Origin of the sequence: Candidatus Portiera aleyrodidarum BT-B-HRs (genome assembly GCF_000300075.1) — a bacterium.
In the GTDB taxonomy this organism is placed as follows: domain Bacteria; phylum Pseudomonadota; class Gammaproteobacteria; order Johnevansiales; family Johnevansiaceae; genus Portiera; species Portiera aleyrodidarum.
This window is the reverse complement of record NC_018677.1, coordinates 162,603-185,589: the sequence shown is the minus strand read 5'-3', so window position 1 is coordinate 185,589 and position 22,987 is coordinate 162,603. Positions and strand designations below refer to the sequence as shown.

The 22,987-nt window shown below is 27.0% G+C and carries 11 protein-coding genes and 1 tRNA gene; 10 read left to right on the top strand and 2 right to left on the bottom strand.

The window, feature by feature from the left end; translation table 11 throughout:
- Nucleotides 1-27 precede the first annotated feature (27 nt).
- The gene (locus tag C530_RS00800) at nucleotides 28-1,695 is read left to right on the top strand and encodes a 2-isopropylmalate synthase (protein ID WP_014895065.1); all 1,668 of its coding nucleotides are present in this window, start codon (nucleotides 28-30) and stop codon (nucleotides 1,693-1,695) included.
- A gap of 48 nt (nucleotides 1,696-1,743) precedes the next feature.
- Here the strand turns inward: C530_RS00800 and C530_RS00795 are convergent, their stop codons facing one another.
- Nucleotides 1,744-1,965: a cold-shock protein gene (locus C530_RS00795; RefSeq protein ID WP_014895064.1), complete on the bottom strand. Its 222-nt coding sequence runs from the start codon at nucleotides 1,963-1,965 to the stop codon at nucleotides 1,744-1,746.
- 4,780 nt (nucleotides 1,966-6,745) lie between these two features.
- Here C530_RS00795 and aroC point away from each other — a divergent pair.
- The 4 genes from aroC (at nucleotide 6,746) to secA (ending at nucleotide 11,858) form a co-directional block, all read left to right on the top strand.
- Complete coding sequence (gene aroC, locus C530_RS00790; protein WP_014895063.1) at nucleotides 6,746-7,834, top strand: chorismate synthase; 1,089 nt, start codon at nucleotides 6,746-6,748, stop codon at nucleotides 7,832-7,834.
- 1 nt (nucleotide 7,835) lies between these two features.
- Nucleotides 7,836-9,236 carry a 3-isopropylmalate dehydratase large subunit gene (gene leuC, locus C530_RS00785; RefSeq protein WP_014895062.1) on the top strand — a complete coding sequence of 467 codons (1,401 nt, stop codon included), beginning with the start codon at nucleotides 7,836-7,838 and terminating at the stop codon, nucleotides 9,234-9,236.
- 108 nt (nucleotides 9,237-9,344) lie between these two features.
- Nucleotides 9,345-9,418: transfer RNA gene (locus C530_RS00780), tRNA-Arg, on the top strand.
- 25 nt (nucleotides 9,419-9,443) lie between these two features.
- On the top strand, nucleotides 9,444-11,858 hold the full coding sequence (secA, locus tag C530_RS00775; protein WP_014895061.1) for a preprotein translocase subunit SecA: 2,415 nt from the start codon (nucleotides 9,444-9,446) through the stop codon (nucleotides 11,856-11,858).
- Between the two features lie 6 nt (nucleotides 11,859-11,864).
- Here secA and C530_RS01550 read toward each other — a convergent pair whose 3' ends face one another.
- A complete protein-coding gene (locus C530_RS01550) occupies nucleotides 11,865-12,029 on the bottom strand; it encodes a hypothetical protein (RefSeq protein WP_014895060.1) in 165 nt (54 codons plus the stop codon).
- Between the two features lie 455 nt (nucleotides 12,030-12,484).
- On the opposite strand from C530_RS01550, the gene gyrA reads away from it, so the two are divergent.
- The 5 genes from gyrA (at nucleotide 12,485) to dapA (ending at nucleotide 22,985) form a co-directional block, all read left to right on the top strand.
- Complete coding sequence (gyrA, locus tag C530_RS00765; protein ID WP_014895059.1) at nucleotides 12,485-15,010, top strand: DNA gyrase subunit A; 2,526 nt, start codon at nucleotides 12,485-12,487, stop codon at nucleotides 15,008-15,010.
- Between the two features lie 4 nt (nucleotides 15,011-15,014).
- Complete coding sequence (locus C530_RS00760; protein ID WP_014895058.1) at nucleotides 15,015-16,094, top strand: bifunctional chorismate mutase/prephenate dehydratase; 1,080 nt, start codon at nucleotides 15,015-15,017, stop codon at nucleotides 16,092-16,094.
- Nucleotides 16,095-16,099: 5 nt separating this feature from the next.
- Complete coding sequence (gene aroA, locus C530_RS00755) at nucleotides 16,100-17,419, top strand: 3-phosphoshikimate 1-carboxyvinyltransferase (RefSeq protein WP_014895057.1); 1,320 nt, start codon at nucleotides 16,100-16,102, stop codon at nucleotides 17,417-17,419.
- A gap of 108 nt (nucleotides 17,420-17,527) precedes the next feature.
- Nucleotides 17,528-19,072, top strand: coding sequence for a 30S ribosomal protein S1 (gene rpsA, locus C530_RS00750; protein WP_014895056.1), 1,545 nt, complete (start codon nucleotides 17,528-17,530; stop codon nucleotides 19,070-19,072).
- Nucleotides 19,073-22,109: 3,037 nt separating this feature from the next.
- On the top strand, nucleotides 22,110-22,985 hold the full coding sequence (dapA, locus tag C530_RS00745; protein WP_014895055.1) for a 4-hydroxy-tetrahydrodipicolinate synthase: 876 nt from the start codon (nucleotides 22,110-22,112) through the stop codon (nucleotides 22,983-22,985).
- Nucleotides 22,986-22,987: the final 2 nt, after the last annotated feature.

Genomic DNA, 22,987 nt, shown 5'->3' with positions numbered 1-22,987 from the left:
GAATTTTAAAAGAATATAGGAAGAAATATGAAGTTTAAATTTAACAATAAAAAATATTGTTATTTCGATGAGTTTCCAAAACTTAAAAACAGAGACTGGATTGATAAAAAAATAAGTAAAACACCTATTTTGGTTAGTGAAGATTTACGAGATGGAAATCAATCTTTAATAGAACCAATGACTGTTGAAACAAAAAAAACAATGTGGACTTTATTAATAAATATTGGTTTAAAAGAAGTTATGGTTGGATTTCCTTCGGCTAGCAAAGCGGATTTTGATTTTGTAAGATGGTTAATCAGAAACAAACAAATTCCTGAAGACGTTACTATTGCTGTTTTGGTGCAAGCAAGAAAACCGTTAATTAAACGTACTTTTGAGTCTCTTGTTGGAATAAAAAAATCAATAATACACTTTTACAATTCTACGTCTCCTATACAAAGAGATCGCGTATTTAAAGCACAGAAAGAAGCAATTATAGCAATAGCTGCTAAAGGCGCTAAATACATTTTACACCAAACAAAAAAATATAAAAACGTAAATTGGATAATAGAATATACTCCAGAAAGTTTTTCTAATACAGAAATTGATTTTACTTTAACTATTTGTGAAACAGTACTTGATATTTTAAGTCAAAAAAATATATATAAAGTTATATTAAATTTACCTACTACAGTTGATTTAACAAGCCCTCATGTTTATGCAGATCAAATAGAATATTTTTGTAAAAACATAAGTAAACGAGACAAAATTATAATATCTGTTCACACTCACAATGATAGAGGATCTGCTATAACTTCCTCAGAAGTAGCAGTGTTAGCGGGAGCTCAACGTATAGAATGTACGTTATTAGGCAATGGTGAACGTACTGGAAATCTGGATTTAATTGCCTTCGCTATGAACTTATACAGTCAAGGTATAGATCCAAATATTGATTTACATTGTCCAGAAGAAATAATAGATATTGTAAAACTTTGTACTAAGCTACCAATTCATCCACGGCATCCATGGGTAGGAAAGCTAGTATATACGGCTTTTTCTGGTAGTCATCAAGATGCTATACGTAAGTCAATAAAAAAACAAAAACAAAAGGAAATATGGCAAGTAGCTTATTTACCTATAGATCCAAAAGATATAGGTCGTAGTTATAAATCTGTTATTCGACTAAATAGTCAATCAGGTAAAAGTGGGTTCGCTTTTTTACTTGAAAGAGATTATAAAATAAAATTACCACGTTGGATTAGGAATTATTTGGCACCGTTAGTACAAAACGAAAGTGAAAGAAATATGTTTGAATTATCTAGTTGTGAACTATATAGTATTTTAAAAAATAACTGTTTTTTAGAAACACCATTTTGTTTGCTAAATTATTATATCTATAAAAATAGTTTACAAATATGCTTTAATAATAAACTGATTGATAATAAAGTGACTTACAATATGTATTTTTCAATACTTGAGTGTAAAAAAATATTATTAGCATTTATAGAGATGTGGACTTTACATAAGCTTACATTAATAAAATATTATATACAAAAAATTAATAAGTATTATATAGCGCTTATAAGAATAAATCTACATAAACACCTTTTAATTGGAACAGCTATAGACTTTGATATAATTTCTGTTTGTTTAAAATCTATTTTATCAGCTATAAATAAAAATTTTATGGATTGTAGGGCTAATAAAATAACTTAGCCCTTTTTATTTTAGTTTTATTGAAGCTGCTTGAAACACTTTTTTATTTTACGTACATTTTTTATTTTTTATGACTTTAATAGAAGCTGCTTGAAGGCCTTTTTTTCCTTGCGTTACTTCAAACGTTACTTTTTGACCATCTTGAAGTGACTTAAAACCATCATCTTGTATTTCTGAGAAATGAGCAAATAAATCTCCACCACAATCGTCTGGTGATATAAAACCGTAGCCTTTAGTGTCATTGAACCATTTTACAGTGCCTGTTGCCATTTTTTCCTTACATACCTTTTTTTCTTTTTTTTAACAGTGCATAAGATGTTTAACTTATACTAAAAGCTGACATTCCCCGCTACTTTTTCCATACCTCATTTCTTATTTTTTTTAACAGCTCTTTTATTTAGTTTGTTGTACGCATTACACCTCAAATACATACTACACTTTTATATTTTAAAGTGGTTAGCTAAACATCGTACATTTCATACAAATTCTTATCAAATTTTTAAAACTCTTTTTTTTTTACACATTAAAGTTGTTTTTTATTTCTTTATTACACATTTTTTCTATTTAAATTTCAAGCAATCCTCTATCCTTTTTATAACTATAAACCTTTATTCTTGTTATATATTTAGTCCAACAACTTATACTTTTTTACTACAATTACTTACAACTATAACTAACACAAATATCATATCTACATCTCAACATAACAATTAACATATAACATAACAAATATTAAACATTTATACCTGATAACTGTTTTTACTTAACCTATAACACAAAATCTCTAACACATAACAAAAACTACAAAGCTGATAACACATTTAACTAAATAAACAACAAATATACAAATAAAAAACAACAAACTGCAAAACAAATTCACAAAAACAAGTTTGTTAGCCTGTAATACATCAAAAAGCATAAAAAAAATAAAATATTATAAGTAACGATGTTGTATTAATAAAACAAAAACAAATAACAGTAAAAAAACAATAAACTCTAACCGCAAAGAAATTTATAGTATAAAGAACAAGAATTAAAATAAAACACAAAGCTAAAATCAACACATAATAAAACAAACAAAGATACCATACATCTAACAAATATCACAAAAGAAAAAAAAGCAATGCAGAGAACAAAAAACTTTTTATATATATTAAAGCATATGTAAAACAAAATATTAAATATAAGAACTATGCAAGATATAAGTTTAAAGCGCTTATTGAGGATGAAAAAGATAGTACTATATGTTACCGTTAGGTTTATCAATGTATGTGTTTAATAATGGTAGTATCAGCTTTTACATTTATATCTTTTGTTTATGAAATATAAACAGAAACAGTTAAAAATTTAACCGTTAAGATATATAGAGTTTGAAAGTAAATCACTAAGCTAAGATCATAAGTAAAACTTTTTTTTAAGTGCGCTTTTGGTGGTTTATGGTAAAAAATGTTTGCTATTAAAAGTTTATATCTTTACTGTTTGTTGTTCATTCTGCTTTTTTTAGATTTATGTTTTGTATTTAACATTTTAAAAGGTTGTACAAGGTTTTAATAACTGTAAGTTTTGTTTTACTTATTAAAACTCATATAAATAACTAATAAAAAGAAAATTTATTAAGGCTGTATGATTACTAAAAAAGATTATTTGGTACACTAAAACTAAAGACTTGATTAGTAGATGTAAAAAGGTTAAAAGTGGTTGCTTCGTGCTTAAGAATTAAAAAAAGTTTATTTATTTTTGCTTAATGTTTGATAGGAAAATAAAAAGAAGTGTTATTTGTAATAAGGGGTAAAGAAGTTTAAAAACATCAAGGGTTTATTAAAATTATCTGTTATTAGCTTTTATAAAAAATTATATTTTTGTTAAGCTTAACAAGCTATTTAATTATTTTTTTACTATTTACTGTTATTACATTTTAACTGTTTGTTACTAATATGTTTTTACTATTCTTTTGTACTTTCTTTGTTTTCTTTTCTTTTATATTCCTAAAAATTATACACAAGTATTTAAGTATTCTTATGTTTTATGAGTTTTAAAATCTATTAAATATGTTATATAAAGTAGGTAATATAAGTTGTATTTGTTAAATAAAGTAGGTAGGTTAAATAGTAGCTATGGTATTCGCTTATATGTATGTTATTTACTAATTTATAGTTATTATATAAAAGACAGAAAGAAATAGTTGTTTGAACAACACAAAAATTTTTATATAAAGAATAGGAAATGTGTACACCTAAAAGAAAAACAGCAAACAGCAAACAGCGATACATAAAGCTCAAAGCATATATTACATACTACATATTGAAAAATTATGATGGTTAATAGATTCAAGACTATTAGATAATGCAAAAAATAGGTATGCTAACTATTAGATAATGCAAAAAATTGGTATACAGGCGTTTATAGTTTATTATTGTGTTAAAGTGTATGTTACATGAAAAGTTTATTTAAGTTATGCTAGTTAAACAAAAAATAATTAGAATAATGTTGTAGGCTGAATCATCTTTGTTAAGTTATAGTATTTTATGTTTTTATGTCTGTAATATGCTAATTGTTGTAATTTTGTGGATATGTAATGCATTAGCGGTTAGCGGTTAGCGGTTAGCGGTTGTTGGTTGTTAGTTGTTAGTTGTGTGCTGGATTAGTAAGAGCACGGCTAATTGCTAATTGGTATAGGTTATATATAATACGGGTATTAGATGTATGTTAACGGTTGTGTATCTTATAACATAGTTATTTAAATAATGTATAGAGAGCAAAGAAGTTGTATAAAAATATTGTGTATAATACAGGAGTATGGCTGTATATGTTATTAAGGGAAAAAAATAGGTCTGTATGAAATTATACGAGCTGGTACATAATGGATGAGGTATAGATAAGTGTAAATATTATATATATTATAAAAAATAAATTGTGCAAGAAATTAAGGTTTTGCAGGAATATATATTTTTTTTGTTTAAAAGTTTATGTTGGTGTGTATTAGGTAATGTAATTGAAAATTGTATTCTAAAATTTGTGCTTTACTGTTTTTTTTTTATACACACTAGTTTATAGTATATGACTAAGGTTATATGTTAAAAATTGTTGTATAAATGTTTAATAAAATATGTTCTTTTGTTTATTTTTTAAAAAACTTATATTACGTTATATGTGGTGAAGTCAGTTATGCCATATTATGTTTAAATTTTGTAATGTATTTAAATCGGTTACAAGTTTTGTAATTTATATTTTGTACTGTAACTAATGTAAGGTTATATGAAATTTATTAGAGTTGTATCTTTAATGGTGTAGGATCTTTAAAAAGGTTATATTTAAATTTAGACTGACTAAAAGTGAAGCTATTGTAAAAAAAAAAGCAAACATGCTGAGCTGTTTAAAAAAAAAGTGTGTTATGTAAAAGTGCAAGCAGTATTGCTGGTAGGATGTAGGATGAGTTGTGTAAGCAGTTATGAAAATTGTTTTGATTTTAGGCTGTTTGCTAAAAAAATATTTATAATTAAAAAAGTTTATCGCTAAAAAACATTAGTATCAGTTTGGGCTTTGCTGCTTGGTATTATGTGTTGTGGTTTGTTAAAATTTAATTGTTAACAGATAAAGTTGTACACAAAACTATCAAAGTTATTTGGTATTTCGTATTAAACTTATTTAATATTGTGTTGTAGTTTATTGTGTTTCTATAAAATGTAGTTTTTTTTTTAGAAGTATTGTTAGTTGTATTACAACATAATAGTTTTATTTTGTATTTGCTGTTTTTGTGTAAAACAATCTATTTTTATGATTTTATATTATGAAATGTAGTTGTATTTGTTAAAGATAAAACGTGTTAGCTGTTTTTAATATGATAGATTGATAGTGTTGTGTTTGTTAATAGCTGTTTGATGCTTTGTTTAAAAGGGTAGATGTTAGATAATAAAGGTTATTTTTTAGATGTTAGATGTTAGATGTTAGATGTTAGCAGTTAGCAGTTAGCAGTTAGATAATTTATAATTTATGTTTGGTTTTTGATGTGTTTATGTTTTATCTTTGTTTTATACGGTATATTGGTTATATTAATGTATAGTTAAATGGTTAAATGTTAACAGCTAAAGTTGTTTATATAACTTGTTTTTATGAAAAATAAAAGAGGTGATAGGTAAAGGTGTTTTTGTGCAAGCATTTATGTTTTGTGTTTTTGTGTAATATGTATGTAAGCTGGTAACAAGTAGATTTTGATGTTTGATGGGCAGTGTAGTTTGATTTGTGTTAAACGGTGTGGTGTTTGTTAGTATATAGTAAAACTAGTTGTATTGTGTTATTAACGGCATGTATAAATGGTTAAAAAGGGTAGTTGAAGCGTAAAGAAGTATGTAAGAGGATTGGTATTAGAAGTATAGTTTGTAGTAAAGGTGTTTAATAGGTAAATGCTAAAATAAAGTAAAAGTTTGTATATAACAAAAAGGAAATGGTGTAGTGTTTATGCGATAGATTAAATTGATGTTAAAAGATAGTATTTGGTTGTTGTTAAAGGTTAAGTGGTAGTTTATTTATGCCAAAAGTTTTTTGTTAAGACATAGAGTTAAAATACAATATGATAAACGAAAAAAATATGAGTATAGGTAAAAGTTGTTATGCGAGTTTAAAGGAAGTGAGGCGTAGTTTGTGATAAGTGTAAGATATGTTCTAAAAAAAGGAACATTTGAATAAAGGCCGTTATGAAAGTATAAAAGGAAAAAGTAATATGTGTTAGTTTAGTTTGTTGTAAAACGGTAGTTTTTTATTATGATAATAAAAAGAGAACTAGATAATGTGTTAGTTTGTTGTAATAACTTAAACAGTTGTAAGGTTATTTTTATAAGATCTGAAAAAAGTAATATGTGGTAATGATTTGTAAACTTTATGTTATATGAAATAAATAAAACAAAAACTATGTAATAGGAATTGTAGTTATAAAAAATAGTTATTAAAGCAGTTAAAAAGGCTTGTTGTTAAAGTTGCTAAAATCTGAAAGGAATGAGTAAAGGTATGGGTAAGTTGTGATAAAAAATAAAATTTGTTAAAAAGGTAAAAAAATATGTCAGGTAATACATTTGGTAAATTGTTTACAGTAACTACATTTGGTGAAAGTCATGGATTTGCTTTAGGTGCTATTATAGATGGTTGTCCTCCAGGAATAGAAATAAGTGAAAAATATATTCAAAAACAATTAAATAGAAGAAAACCAGGTAGTTCAAAATATACTACTCAACGGCGAGAACCAGACAAAGTAAAGATATTATCAGGTCTTTTAAAAGGAATTACTACAGGAACACCAATTGGATTGTTGATAGAAAATATAGATCAACGTTCAAAAGATTATAAAACAATAAAAAAACAATTTCGTCCTTCTCATGCAGATTATACATATTATCAAAAGTATGGCATTAGAGATTATAGAGGAGGAGGTAGGTCTAGTGCAAGAGAGACTGTAATGCGAGTTGCTTCTGGAGCAATAGCAAAAAAATATCTTAGTAAATTAAATGTGTTTATACGTGGCTATATAAGTCAAATAGGATCTATAAAGTTACCTTTTGTAACTTGGAAGATAGTATACACAAATCCGTTTTTTTGTGCTGATCCAAATAAAATAAATTATTTAGAAAAATATATGAAAAAATTACAACGTGAAGAAGATTCTATTGGAGCAAAACTTACATTAATTGCATATGGAGTACCTATAGGCTTAGGTGAACCAGTATTTGATAAATTAGATGCAGAATTAGCTCACGCTTTAATGAGTATAAACGCAGTGAAAGGCATAGAAATAGGTTCTGGGTTTTTATCTGTAAATCAAAGAGGTAGTGAACACAGAGACGAAATTAAAAATAAAAAAATTATTTCTAACAATTCTGGAGGTATATTAGGAGGTATTTCTAATGGGCAATCATTAGTTTTAAACTTAAGCCTTAAACCTACTTCGAGTATTACTATACCTGGCAACACTATAGATATGTATGGAAATTCAATTAAAGTAATTACAAAAGGGCGCCATGATCCTTGTGTAGGTCTTAGAGCCATACCAATTGCTGAAGCAATGGTTGCATTAACATTAATGGATCATTTCTTAAGAAATCGTGCTCAAAATATTGATGTAAATGTAAAAAATAAAATAGGAGTTAACTAAAATGACAGGACAGACGCTATATGAGAAAATTTGGTCTGCTCATCTTATAAAAAGTCGTGAAGATGGAACGGCATTAATATATATAGATCGTCATTTACTACACGAAGTAACCTCGCCTCAAGCATTTGACGGTTTACGTTTAAATAAGCGTAAAATTTGGAGGGTTGATACAAACATTGCTACTGTTGATCATAACGTACCAACAAACGTAGAAGAACGTATACATGGTATAAAAGATGAACTTTCTCGTATTCAAATAAATTTGTTAAAAAAAAATTGTAAAGATTTTTTAATAAATAAGTTTTTTAACATAAAAGATGTTAGACAAGGTATTGTACATGTTATAGGACCAGAAATTGGTGCAACTTTACCAGGAATGACTGTTGTTTGTGGCGATTCTCATACATCTACACATGGTGCTTTTGCGGCTTTAGCCTATGGTATTGGAACCTCAGAAGTAGAACATGTATTAGCAACACAATGTTTGTTACAACGTAAATTAAAAAATATGAAAGTTTGTATTAATGGAGAGTTATCAGTAAAAGTAACTGCAAAAGATTTAATCTTGTCAATCATAAACATTATTAGTACAGATGGAGGCACAGGATATGCAGTAGAATTTACAGGTAGTACAATTAAAACATTGTCTATGGAAGGTAGAATGACCATATGTAATATGGCAATTGAAGCAGGAGCAAAAGTTGGGTTAATTTCAGTTGATCAAAATGCAAGTAATTATCTGCATGGGCGTGCATTAGTACCTAACATTATTTGGAATAAAGCAATAATAAAATGGAAAAACTTGTTTTCTGATTATGATGCTAAGTTTGATGAATATATAAAAATAAATGCAAAAAATATTGAACCTCAGGTAAGCTGGGGAACGCAACCTGATATGGTGGTTGGAGTTAATGGAAAAATACCTAATCCTAAAGATTATCCAAAACCTGACCGTAAGAACATAGAATTAGCTATTAAATATATGGGTTTAAAATCTGAACAAAAAATAGTAGACATTAAAATTGATCGTATTTTTATCGGATCATGTACTAACTCACGCATTGAAGATTTACGTATTGCAGCTAATTTTCTAAAAAATAATCATATTGCTGCTACTATAAAAGAAGCTATTGTTGTACCAGGTTCATGTTATGTAAAAAAACAAGCGGAATTAGAAGGATTGGATGAAGTATTTATTTCTGCTGGATTTGAATGGCGAGAGCCAGGTTGTTCAATGTGTTTAGCTATGAATTCTGATAAACTAGATTTAGGGGATAGGTGTGCATCCACATCGAATAGAAATTATGAAAGCCGTCAAGGCTATGGTGGTAGAACTCATTTAGTAAGTCCAGCTATGGCGGCTGCGGCATCAATAGCTGGTCATTTAATTGATGTCCGTTAGAAAAAGGAAATAAAACACACAGAGTAAAAATATTCAGTATTGTTTTTCATATAAGTATACGTCTGTAGCTCAATATCAAGATTGTGTTTTTATAAAAAGAAAAAAGATACGTCTGTAGCTCAAATGGATAGAGCTTTACCCTCCGACGGTAAAGGTTAAGGGTTCAAATCCCTTCAGACGTAAAATAATTTATAGGTTATTTAGTTAATGTTAATAAGTACGTTAGTTTTAAAGAAAAATGATCGTGAAATAAAACGAATATGTAATATCGTATATATCATAAATGATTTAGAAAATCATTTTGTTTCAATTGATAATAGTTTGTTACGTTATAAAACATTAGAATATCGTAAACGAATAATTAAAGGTGATTTACTTGATATGTTATTGCCTGAGGCTTTTTGTACTATTCGAGAAGCTAGTAAACGTATATTGGGAATACGGCATTTTGATGTTCAAATCATAGGTGGAATTGTTTTACATAAGGGTTTAGTTGCTGAAATGAAAACTGGAGAAGGTAAAACTTTTGTAGGGACTTTACCTACATATTTAAATGCATTGCCAGGTCATGGTGTCCATGTAATAACAACAAATGAATATTTATCAAAAAGAGATTCAAAGAATCTGCGTCCATTATATGAATTTCTTGGTTTAAGTAGAAAAACAATATATGCTGAACAAATATTACAAGAAAAAATATCTGCTTATAAAGCGGATATAACTTTTGGTACTAACAATGACTATGGTTTTGATTATTTACGCAATAATTTGGCTTATGAAATAAAAGAAAAATTTCAAAGAAAACTTAATTTTGCTTTACTTGATGAAATAGATTCTATTTTAATAGATGAATCTCGTACCCCATTAATAATTTCAGGACAATTAGATTCAGGTACTCAAATATATTATTTAATTAAAAATATAGCAGAAAAATTAATAATAAATAAAAAAAATATATATAAACATCAACAATGCGATTTTGTTTTAGATGAAAAACAAAAACAAGTTTATTTAACTGAACAAGGACACAAATATATAGAATTTATTTTAAAATCAAAACAAATAATAAAAAGCTCTGATTCGCTTTATTCAGTTAATAATATAGATTTTGTAAAAAAGATAAAAGCAGCTTTATTAGCACTATATTTATTTAAAAAAAATGTTGATTATCTTATTATTAATAAAGAAATAATTATAGTAGATGAAAATACAGGACGTGTTATTCCAGGTAAAAGATGGTCAGACGGATTACATCAAGCTATAGAAGCAAAAGAAGGAGTAAAGATAAAACAAGACGGTAATGTTTTGGCATATATTACTTTACAATATTTTTTTAGACTTTATTCAAAAATCACAGGAATGACAGGAACAGCACTCACTGAAGCGTACGAATTTAAGAAAGTTTATAAACTAGATGTATTAGTTATTCCAACTAACAAGCCTATAATCCGTAAAGATATGAATGATCTAATATTTTTTTCTTTTAAAGAAAAATTTGAAGCTATTGTTAAAGATATAAAAAATAAACTTTATAAAGGCCGTCCATTAGTAGTGGGTACTACTTCAATAATTTTTTCAGAATATTTGTCTTGTATATTAAATTTTCACAAAATATCACATAATGTACTTAATGCAAACAATCATTCTTATGAAGCTAATATTCTTTCAAAAGCTGGTCGATATAGCACAATTACTATAGCAACAAAAATGGCAGGCAGAGGCACTGACATAAGTTTAGGTGGAACCAAACAAAACCTATTTAACAAACACTTGGTTAAACTTTCTGGCGGTTTACATGTTATAGGAACAGAACACCATGAATCAAGAAGAATTGATAATCAATTTAAAGGACGGGCAGGTCGGCAAGGAGAACCAGGTTCTAATAGGTTTTTTGTAGCTCTAGAAGACACGTTAATGAGAGTTGTTTGTTCGAATAGACTTAAAAAAATGATTCAGATTTTAGGCTTAGCTTATGGTGAATCTATATCACACAAAATAGTTAATAAGGCTTTAGAACAGGCTCAAAATAATATAGAAAGTCATAAGTTTGCCATACGTAAACAACTATTAAAATATGAAAAGATTTCAAGTTACCATAGAAAAATTGTATATCATCAAAGAGATGCCATTTTATTTAATCAGAATTTTGCTGAATATATAACAACAACTATTAAAGAAGTAATTTGTAAAATTATATGTGATTATAAAAACAATTCGAATATAGATAAATTTGAAGATAATATAAAAACAATTTTAAATTTAAATATCTATAAATGGATTAAAAAAAATAAATATATGCTCTCATCAGATACAGGGTATATTTTCGTTAAAAAAAAACTAAAAGATAAGTATACAACGAATTATATATATAATTGTAAAAAATTTGGTAAACAAAGAATCAAACTTTTTGAAAAAAATACCATATTACAAATAATTGATATAAAATGGAAAGAACATCTGCAAAATATGGATTATATAATGAATAGTATTCATCTTCGATATTATATCCAAAAAAAACCTATAGAAGAATATAAAAAAGAAGCATTAAGCTTGTTTAAAGCTTTTAATATTAATCTTAAGGTTTTTATAATTAGCATAATTAGTCAGTATAAGAATGTATAATTTATATTATACTTTTAATAATATTTTAGCAACGGCAACGGCAACGGCAACGGCAACTGCAACTGCAACGGCAACTGCAACTGCAACTGCAACTGTAACGGCAACGGCAACTGCAACGGCAACGGCAACGGCAACTGTAACTGTAACTGTGTAACTACTAAAACATACCATAATACCTTAATAGCAACTATTCTATCTTATTACCGGGTAAAGTTCACAGCGATACCTAACTAATACTAATACTAATATAAACCGTAAAAAACAAATAAATACCAGCTTAAAATAAAAAAAACAAGAATTTCTGTAACTTAACATAAAAAAAAAAGTTAAAGAATAGTAAACAATAAGAAATGAACAAGAAAAGGCAATACTATATAAAAATTAAAGATATATATAGATTTTTAAACCGAAATCATTTATTAAATAAGTATATATAACTGATAACTGCCAAGTACTAAAACAGTTTAACAAAAATAATAAGTAAAACAAATACAAATATTAATAATGTATACAAAATACTATGTACATCAATAACAAATCACTACATTTTCAACAGTTATTAACTTAGTTATACAGATGTATTTAAACATAGCTAATTGAAGTTAACAAAAAATAAAACAAAATATATGCTTGAAAAATATAAAAAATTTTTATCAATTGAAGATGAAGTAAAACAGTCATATTTGGATTATGCATTGAGTGTAATTATTGGCCGTGCAATTCCAGACATACGTGATGGTTTAAAACCTGTGCATCGCCGTGTAGTGTTTGCTATGCATGAATTAAAAAATACATGTAATAAAAAGCATTTAAAATCTGCTCGTGTAGTAGGTGATGTAATTGGTAAATATCATCCTCATGGAGATAGTGCTGTTTATGATGCAATTGTCAGAATGTCCCAAGCGTTTTCTATGCGATATGTATTGATTGATGGTCAAGGAAATTTTGGATCAATTGATGGTGATAATGCAGCAGCAATGAGATACACAGAAGTAAGATTATCTCGAATAACAAGTGAGTTTTTATATGATCTTGAAAACGATACAGTAAATTGGGTTGATAATTATGATGGTACTGAAAAAATACCGGAAGTTTTACCCAGTCGTATACCTAATTTATTACTAAATGGCACAAGTGGTATTGCTGTTGGTATGGCAACGAATGTACCTCCTCACAATATAAAAGAAGTTATAAATGCATGTTTAGCTTTTATTGAAGATAAAAATATTTCCATAGAACAATTAATGACATATATAAAGGGTCCAGATTTTCCTACTTCAGGTATAATTTATGGGACTGCTGGGATTGTAGAAGCTTATAAAACAGGAAAAGGTAGTTTAAATATACGCGCAAAACATATAATAAAAAAAAACAAATTGAATGGAACTGAAAAGTTAATTTTTACAGAAATACCATATCACGTAAATAAAGCTAGGTTAATAGAAAAAATAGTAGAATTAGTAAAAACAAAAAAAATATCTGGAATAAAAGAGCTTAGAGATGAATCAGATAAAGATGGGTTAAGAGTTGTTGTGGAAATAAATCGTTACGAATCAAGTAAATTTATATTAAACAATATTTTGGCACACACTCAAATGGAGGTAATTTATAGTGTAAACATGGTTGCTGTTGAGAAAGGAAAACCTAAAACATTCAATCTAAAAGAAATAATTGAAGCGTTTATAAATCAACGGCAAGAAGTATTAAAAAGACGTACATTATATAAATTAAAACAAATTACAAAACAAAAACAGATTATTGAAGGTTTAATAATTGCAAGTTCAAATATAGATAGTGTCATAGAAATAATTAAATCTGCTTCTTCTTTTAAAGATGCTAAAACAAAATTACAAAATGTTAAATGGAAAAAGTTAAAGTTATTTAACACTTATTTTATTGATTCATCGTTGTTAACTGAATTTCAGCTAAAGGCAATTATGGACTTAAGATTATATCGTTTAACTAGCTTAGAAAGTAAATTTGTTCTTGATGATTACAAAACCACTTTAAAAAAAATAACTAAGTTAAAAAAAATATTGTCTTCATTTGACTATTTTATGGATTGGATACGAAAAGAGTTAATTGAAATAAGTTATAAGTATGGAGATAAGCGTAAAACAAAAATCACCGCTATTCAAAAAAAAATAAGTACGGTTGATATAATAAATGAAGAACAAATTGTTGTTACCGTTTCTAAAGCAGGATTTGCTAAAATACAGAAAAATTCAGTGTATCAAACACAAAAAAGAGGTGGTAGAGGTAAGTTAATTACAATAACTGAAAAAGATGAAGATGTGATAGAACATTTATTGTTTGCTTCAAATCATGATACAATTTTATTATTTTCTGATAAAGGTAAAGTGTATTGGCTAAATCTTTATGACATTCATAATATTAGTAGATACGCTAGAGGCAGACATTTAGGGAAATTACTTTGTTTAGATGTAAATGAAAAAATTACTGCAATACTTGCAATTAATGATGAAATTCAAAAAACAAATAATTATATATTTTTTGCAACTGCTTTAGGTAAAGTAAAAAGAACTCATATAAAACGATTTAATAGACAACGTAATTGTGGAATAATTGCACTTATTTTAGAAAGAGGAGATAGTTTAATTTGTGCTGCTATTACTTATGGACAAGATAATTTAATTATGTTACTTGATTCAAATGGAAAATCTATTTTCTTTAAACAAAGTGAAGTACGAACAATGGGACGCAAAGCTATGGGTGTACTGGGCATGCGGTTGTTTTCAAACAATAAAGTCATTAGTTTAATAGTTATAAATAACAACAAAGATTCACACATCTATTATATTTTAACAGTTTCAGAAAACGGATATGTAAAACGTAGAAAGATAGAAGCTTTTCATTTAATGAACCGTGGTGGGCATTGTATTATAGCAAAGTGTTATAACAATCGTTATGGTAATTTAGTATCTGCAATAAAAGTAAAAGATACGGATGAAATTATTTTAATAACAAATCGGGGAAAATTAATACGTACTACAGTTAAAGAGATATCTTGTAGATCACGTATTGCTCAAGGACTAACATTTATACGTGTTAATAACGATAAATTTATCAGTTTTACGAATAACAGAAAAGTATACTCTTATAAAGAAAATAAAACAAAGGACAAGGTATAAAAAAATGAACAAAAAATTTAAACCCTATATAAAATACATTGGTAATATTGACTATCAAATATTAAAGTTAATTAGTCACCGTGCTAAATTGGTTTCACAAATTCAATTGGCAGACGATAAACAAAATTGTAGTTATAACAATGGTCATGAAGACCGGTATTTTTATAGTATTAAAACAAGTAATAAAGGACCACTGTCTAATAAAGTATTATCTAAAATTTTTAAATCTATTGTATCGGCTTGTTTAAAGTTTAAAAAAAAAAGTCAAGTAGCATATTTAGGTCCAGAGGGCACTTTTACCCAACAAGCAGTATTAAAATATTTTGGTAAATCAATAAAAAGTATACCCGTTAAAGATGTGTTTAGAACAATAGAAAACAAAATATATAATTATGGGGTTGTACCAGTAGAAAATTCAACAGAAGGCATAGTGAATAATACTTTTGATTCATTTATTAGTTCAAACTTAAAAATATGTGGTGAAATAATATTATCTATACATCATCATTTGTTGATTGATAAACAGAATATAAATAAAAACATAGACAAGATTTATTCGCATCAACAATCATTTTCTCAGTGTAGAGATTGGTTGAAAAATAACTATCCAAATGCAAAAAAAATTGCAGTGGCTTCTAATGCAGAAGCTTCAAATTTAACACAATATAAAAAAAATAGTGCGGCAATTGCTGGAGATCTTGCTGCTAGTTATTATTCTTTAATTAAACTTGCTAAAAATATAGAAGATCGTATAAATAATTATACAAGATTTTTAATATTGTCTGATAAAGATGTTGCACCAACAGGTTATGATAAGACTTATTTGATGATATATATAAACAATCAAATAGGTTCTTTTTATTTGTTAATAGAACCCTTTTATCGTTATAACATAAATATCTTACGCTTAACAACTAGACCTGCACCAGAGAATAAAGGAGTTTGGAACTACATAATTTTTTTAGAAATAAAAGGACATCGTAAATCTAAATTAGTAGAAAAAACTTTAGAAGAAATTTATCTGCGTGGTGCAGAACTTAAAATATTAGGTTCATTTCCAGAACAATTAACTAAGAGAATATAAGTAATATGAAAAACAAAGTTAAGTATATAGTACAAAGAGCAATTAAACCAATTAAGGGAATAATAATTGTTCCAGGTGATAAATCTATTTCTCATAGGGCACTGATGTTTGGATCGTTAGCTACTGGTCTCACAAAGATTACTGGTTTTTTAGATGGATATGATAGTTTATCAACATTACAATCATTTAGAGAAATGGGAGTTGAAATTTATGGGCCTAAACAAAACATATTATGTATTTCAGGAGCGGGAATATATGGATTAAAAAATCCAAAAAAAAATATATATTTAGGTAATTCAGGCACAAGTATGAGGTTGTTGACTGGTTTGTTAGCAGGACAAAAATTTGATACTAAATTGACTGGAGATCTTTCTTTAAATAAACGACCTATGAATAGAGTTGCAATCCCACTAAGATTAATGGGTGCAAAAATTAAAACTGATAAATACGGTGTACCTCCTGTGAAAATACTTGGTAATAGGCTAACGGGAATAAACTATATTATGCCAATAGCAAGCGCACAAGTAAAATCTTGTTTATTATTAGCTGGAATTTATGCAAAAGGTGAAACAAAAATAATAGAACCGGGTTGCACAAGAGATCATACAGAACGTATGTTAAAAAGTTTTGGATATAAGATAAAACAAAAAGAGAATACTATTTCTTTAGTAGGGGGCTCAAAATTAAAAGCAAGTAAAATTAAAATACCAGCGGATATTTCATCAGCTGCTTTTTTTTTAGTAGCAGCTTCTATAATACCTAATTCAGATTTGTTATTAAAAAAAGTAGGAATAAATCCTACTCGTATTGGAGTAATTAATATTTTACGTAAAATGGGTGCTGATATAAACTTATTAAATGAAAAGATTTATTGCAATGAACCAGTGGCAGATATAAATATAAAATATGCAAAGCTAAAAGGCATAGACATACCACTCAATCAAGTACCTTTAGCTATTGATGAATTACCTATACTATTAGTAGCAGCTGCTAATGCAGAAGGCATTACTAGGTTGCGAGGTGCATCAGAATTAAGAGTTAAAGAATGCGATAGAATTAGTGCAATGGCGAAAGGTTTTAAAACAATTGGGGTTAAAACGAGTGTATACGAAGATGGAATTGATATATTTGGTACTAAAGTTTATAAAGGGGGATGTATTAATAGTTATGGAGATCATCGCATTGCTATGTCTTTTACTATTGCTGCTTTAAAAGCAACTGATGTTATTGTTATTGATGACTGTACAAATGTTTCTACTTCATTTCCTAATTTTAACCTCTTATTAACTACTTTGGGTATAAACATAAAAGAAGTTAAATATTAAGGAAAGATCAGTAGCTTAATTGAATAAAATATTTTAATATAATATGGGTCGTGCTTAAAGTTTACTTATAGTACGGAAATATAAAATCGTTAATCATGTAGGATTATTATGAGCGAAAGCTTTGCTGAGTTGTTCGAAAAGTCACTAAACAAGATCAATCTAAAGCCAGGATCTATAATAAAAGCAAAAATCGTTTATATAGACAAAGATTGGATAAAAGTTAACGCAGGTTTAAAATCAGAAGTAAAAATTAATATTGATCAATTTAAAAATGATAAAGATGACGTGTTTTTAAAAATAGGTGATAGAATAAATGTAGTAATTGAGACATTAGAAGATGGTTTTGGAGAAACGCGGTTATCTCGTGAAAAAGCTAACAGATTAGAAAAATGGAAAAATTTAGAAAAAGCTTTTAATAACAATGAAGTGGTAAAAGGTATAATTCTTGGAAAGGTAAAAGGTGGTTTTACTGTAGATATTAACTCTATACGCGCGTTTTTGCCAGGGTCATTAGTAGATATCCGCACTATTAGGGATACATTACACATAGAAAAAAAATATATTGATTTTAAATTAATAAAGATAGATAAAAAAAGAAAAAATATTGTAGTTTCTAGAAGAGCTGTTTTAGAAATAGGTAATGATATTTTAAAACAAAATATAAGTTCAGATCAATTTATTTCTAAGTCCATTAAAGGTATAGTTAAAAATATAACAGATTATGGTGCTTTTATCGATCTAGGCGGTATGGATGGGTTGCTTCATATCACTGATATGGCTTGGAAGCGTGTTAAACATCCATCTGAAATTGTTTCTTTAGGTGATGAGATTGAAGTTAAGATTTTAAGAATCGATATTGACCGCAATCGTGTTTCTTTAGGCCTTAAACAATTAAGTGACGACCCTTGGAAAAAGGTTAAAACTTGTTATCCTGTTGGTATAAAAGTAAAAGCGTGTATAACAAACATTACAGAATATGGTTGTTTTGCTGAAATAGAAGATGGAATAGAAGGTTTGGTGCACGTTTCAGAATTAGATTGGACTAATAAAAACATAAATCCGTCTAAGCTCGTAAGTATAGGTGAAAGAGTAGAAGTAATGATTTTAGAAATAGATGAATTACGACGAAGAATTTCTTTAGGTATAAAACAATGTCGACTAAATCCATGGGAGAATTTTAGTTTAAAATACAAGAAAAATGATCGTGTTAATGGTATTGTTAAATCTATTACTGATTTTGGTATTTTTGTAGGTTTAAATGGCGGTATTGATGGGTTGGTACATGTTTCAGATATATCATGGAAAGATTTAGATGAAAAATCCATACGTAAGAATTATCGTAAAGGCGATACAATAGAAACAAGAATTTTGTCTATTGACCCAGAGAGAGAGCGTATTTCTTTAAGTATTAAACATTTAAAACAAGATCCAATACTATCTTTTTTCAATTATAAAGGATCTTTACTAAATGGAACTATTATCTCCATAACGGACTTTAATTCAGAATTTGATACATTCGTTAAGTTTTTTACTCTTTTTGTTACAAAATCCCATTACTATCATCTAAAATATAAACTTAATGATCGTATTGAATGTTATATAAATTCTATAGATCAAAAATATAGACATATAACAATGTTTGAAGTTTGTTAAAATAGTATCTGTTTTGCTTAAAAAATTAACAGATTTACTAACGTTCTCATTGGATTGGGTTTGAAAGATAAATTGTTGAAAGTTTTTTAATGCTTAAGCTTTTTATCTTTATGATTAATTAAGGTTCATTTTCAATAAAATAAAAGTAATTAAAAGACTTTGATATTGGTTTTGTAGTTAGGTTTCATTATTATTATTTTGTGTTAAATGTATTTGTTTACATGGATGTTGTTAAATGGGTTTGTTATTATGCTTAAGTTAAAAGTTTTGTTGTTAGGATAAATGGTCGGTGTTTATGATTGATTTTTTTTACTTTCTTTTTCTTTATATGATTGTGTTTTATAAGTTATCATTTTGTTTGTTAGTTTAGATTGTTATTTATTTTGTTATTTCTTTGTTTATATAAGTTATAGTTTGAGCATTATGTTTTTGAGGTTTTTGTTTTATTATGTATATGTTGGTATTTATATTATGTTAGGTTATAAGTGATAGGTGTTTTATGAATTATTGTTGTTTTATTTATATACATAATAGTTAGGATTATTAGTTATGTAGGTTTATAATTAGTTGGTTTTTTGTTTTATTGATTATATTTGCTAGTATGTACACTTTACGTGCTTTGTTGTTAGTATTTAAATATGATTTCTTTCTTTTGGTTTGTATTAAATCTTATATTAGAATATGTTTTCCGCTTATGCGTTTAAGTTTTCTGTTTCTTTTTTTTTATGCTTAATATATGTATTTTAATATGTTGTTAAGCTTTTAGAGTTTAGAAATTAGAATTTAGATGTCGTTTATTTTTTTTAGTTTGTATGTTTGAGTTTTTATATGTTTTTTACTTTTTATTTTGTATGTTTGAGTTCTGATGTTTTTTAAGAGTTTGATGGTTTTTCTTGCTTTTTTTCTTCTGCTTTTCTGCTCTTCTGCTTTTATGTTATATACTTTTATAACTTTTGTATGCCTTATTAAATAATGTGTTGTATAATGTTATTCTATTCAGTTGATGGTGTATGTTATAGCCTTGTTTTTTTTGCTTGTTTGAGTTTATATGTTATGGAGTTGTTTATTGTTGTTGCTCTAATTTATATATTGTATAGTGGAGGTTTATTATTCTTTTTTGTTAGTTGTTGTATTATATTATGGTTTTTCTTATTAGTTCATATATATCCCTATAAGTTGTATTAAAAACAGTTAATTTAGATGCTGTTTAATTTGAGTTTGTAGTTTGTATATATAAAGCATAATTTGTATAAAATTGTATATTAAATAGATGTTTTATTTGTAGTTTATTTATTAACGGTTAGAGGTTTGTTTTCTTATCTGTTATTTGTTATTTAAATTAGAGGTTTGTTTATTTATTTTGAGACTAAGTTATATGTTGTATTAGTAACAAATAATGTTAGAGGTAAGATATAAAAAATGATGTTGTATAAAAGTTATAATAGGGAAGTTTTGAAAAAAAAAAGTAGTGTTGTAAGAAAAGAAAGGAATAGAGTGTAATTAATTAGAGGTAATTGGTTGTAGCAAAAGGTTAGAGGATAGTAGAAAGAGTTGTAGGTAAATAGTTTGAAAGTGGTTAAGTAGATGTTGATAAAAAAAAAGAAAAATTGTAGGTTTGTTGATGAGAGGTGGTAAAAAAGAGGTTGTTTTATTAATTATTAGAAGTTAGCTAGTTTAGATGGTTTAGATGTTGGATTGTTAGAGTTTAGAGTAAAAGTTGTTAAAAGGGTTAAAAGGTTTGCTTTTATTAGTTGTTAGTTAGTAGAGGATTTAGGATTTAGGATTTAGGATTTAGGATTTAGAAGTTAGTAGTTAGTTGTTAGTTGTTAGTTGTTAGTTGTTAGAGGTTGATTTGTTTCTTGTTGTTTGTAAGTTTGTAGTAATTAAAAAGAAAATTAAAGAGTTGTACAAAGATAAAAGAAGAAATACAAAAAAAATACAAATTATTAAAATTAAGCTCAAACAACACCTCAAAAACTAAATTGTAAGCACAAAAAATATCAAAACATAACAACAAGATCTCTAGAATTATAACAGCTATCACATAAACACAAATTATCTAACTTCTAACACTAACCACAAAACACAAAACTTATAAACGGCTAACTTTAAACACAAAATACATTCCTTAAACAATTTCTTTTTAACTTTCCTCTAATACCTTTATTCTTAATTTCAAATGTTTTTCCTCTAACCACACAATATTGATTTAAATGTTGTATATTTAGTTTAATAATACACAGTTAACAAACAATAAAGCAAAGCTCAAACATCATCATCTAATAAATTAATTTCAAAACTCTTTAATATAACACAATAACTAACAATATCTAAAACTAATAAGAAAGCAAACTTCTAAAAACAATACTCTTTTAAACCATATAAACTCTAATTCAACAAACCTCTAACAACTAACAAACATAAAAAGCAACTAATTTAACATTTTAACATCTAATAAATCAAACCTCAAACCTACAACATCTAAATTCTTACATCTAATAAATTAACAACAATCCTACAACATCTAATAACTATTTAACAAAAGATACAACATAGTTAAACTTACCTCTAACAGCTTACAAACAACATCAAAAAAAACAAACCTCTAATAACTAACCTCAAAACAAAAAACAACAAACGGCAAAGAAAAAAGAGAATATCAAACATCAAACATCAAACATCAAAGAAATAAACATCTAACAGATAAAAAGTAAAAAGAAAAACATATAAAACAGAAAGCAAAAATCATACAGATGAAAAGATTAAACAGATATCATAAAACACAGAAGAAATAACATACCACTAAATAAAAAAGAACCTATTTATATACAAAAATTAGTTGTTATACAACAATTAAAAATAAAGGTTAAAAGAATCAAAAATTAATACAAAAGGCAATTGTATATTCTAATAAAGTGGCTGTATGTATACGGCATAAATAATATTTACAAAAAGTTAAAATATGTTAGTTATTTGCTCGAAAAAGAAAAGTAGGCTTGTAATTGACAAATAATATTTTAAATAAAGAGGTTAATATATGATTAGGGGAAGTATCGTAGCAATTGTTACACCAATGAAAAAAAATGGTGTAATAGATTGGGCTTCATTAAGAAATTTAGTAAAGTTTCATTTAGAAAATAAAACAGATGCAATATTAGCAGCTGGAACTACAGGTGAAAACACTACAATGACATTAGAAGAACATGGAAAAGTTATACGTACAGTAGTTAAGGAAGTTAATAAAAAAATTTCTGTAATAGCGGGAATTGGAGCAAATTCTACAATAGAGGCCGTAAAGTTAACAAAAATGGCTAAAGATGCAGGCGCTGAATATGGATTATCAGTAACGCCATATTACAACAAGCCAACTCAATATGGGATGTATAACCATTTTAAAGAAGTAGCAACGGTAGGGTTACCTATTATCGTTTATAATGTTCCAAAAAGAACAGGTGTAGATATAAATAATGAAACAATTTTAAAGTTATCTTTGATAAAAAACATAGTAGGAATTAAAGAATCATCAGGAAATTTAGCAAGAGCATTAGAATTAATTGAAAAATATAAAAAACAAGATTTTTATTTGTTGTCAGGTGATGATAGTACCGCTTGTGAATTTATATTAGCAGGTGGGCATGGAGTAATTTCTGTAACATCAAATATAGTACCTAAACTGATGCATGAATTATGTATAGCATCAAGTAAAGGCAAGATAGAATTAGCATATAAACTAAACAAAGAATTAATGCCATTACATTATGCTTTAAGTCTTGAATCAAATCCTATACCAGTAAAATGGGCATTAAAAAAAATGGGGTTAGTAAAAAAAGGAATACGATTACCGTTAACATGGTTAGCAACAAAGTATAAGAAACCGTTATTAAAAACATTAAAATCGTTAGAAGTAATATAAGA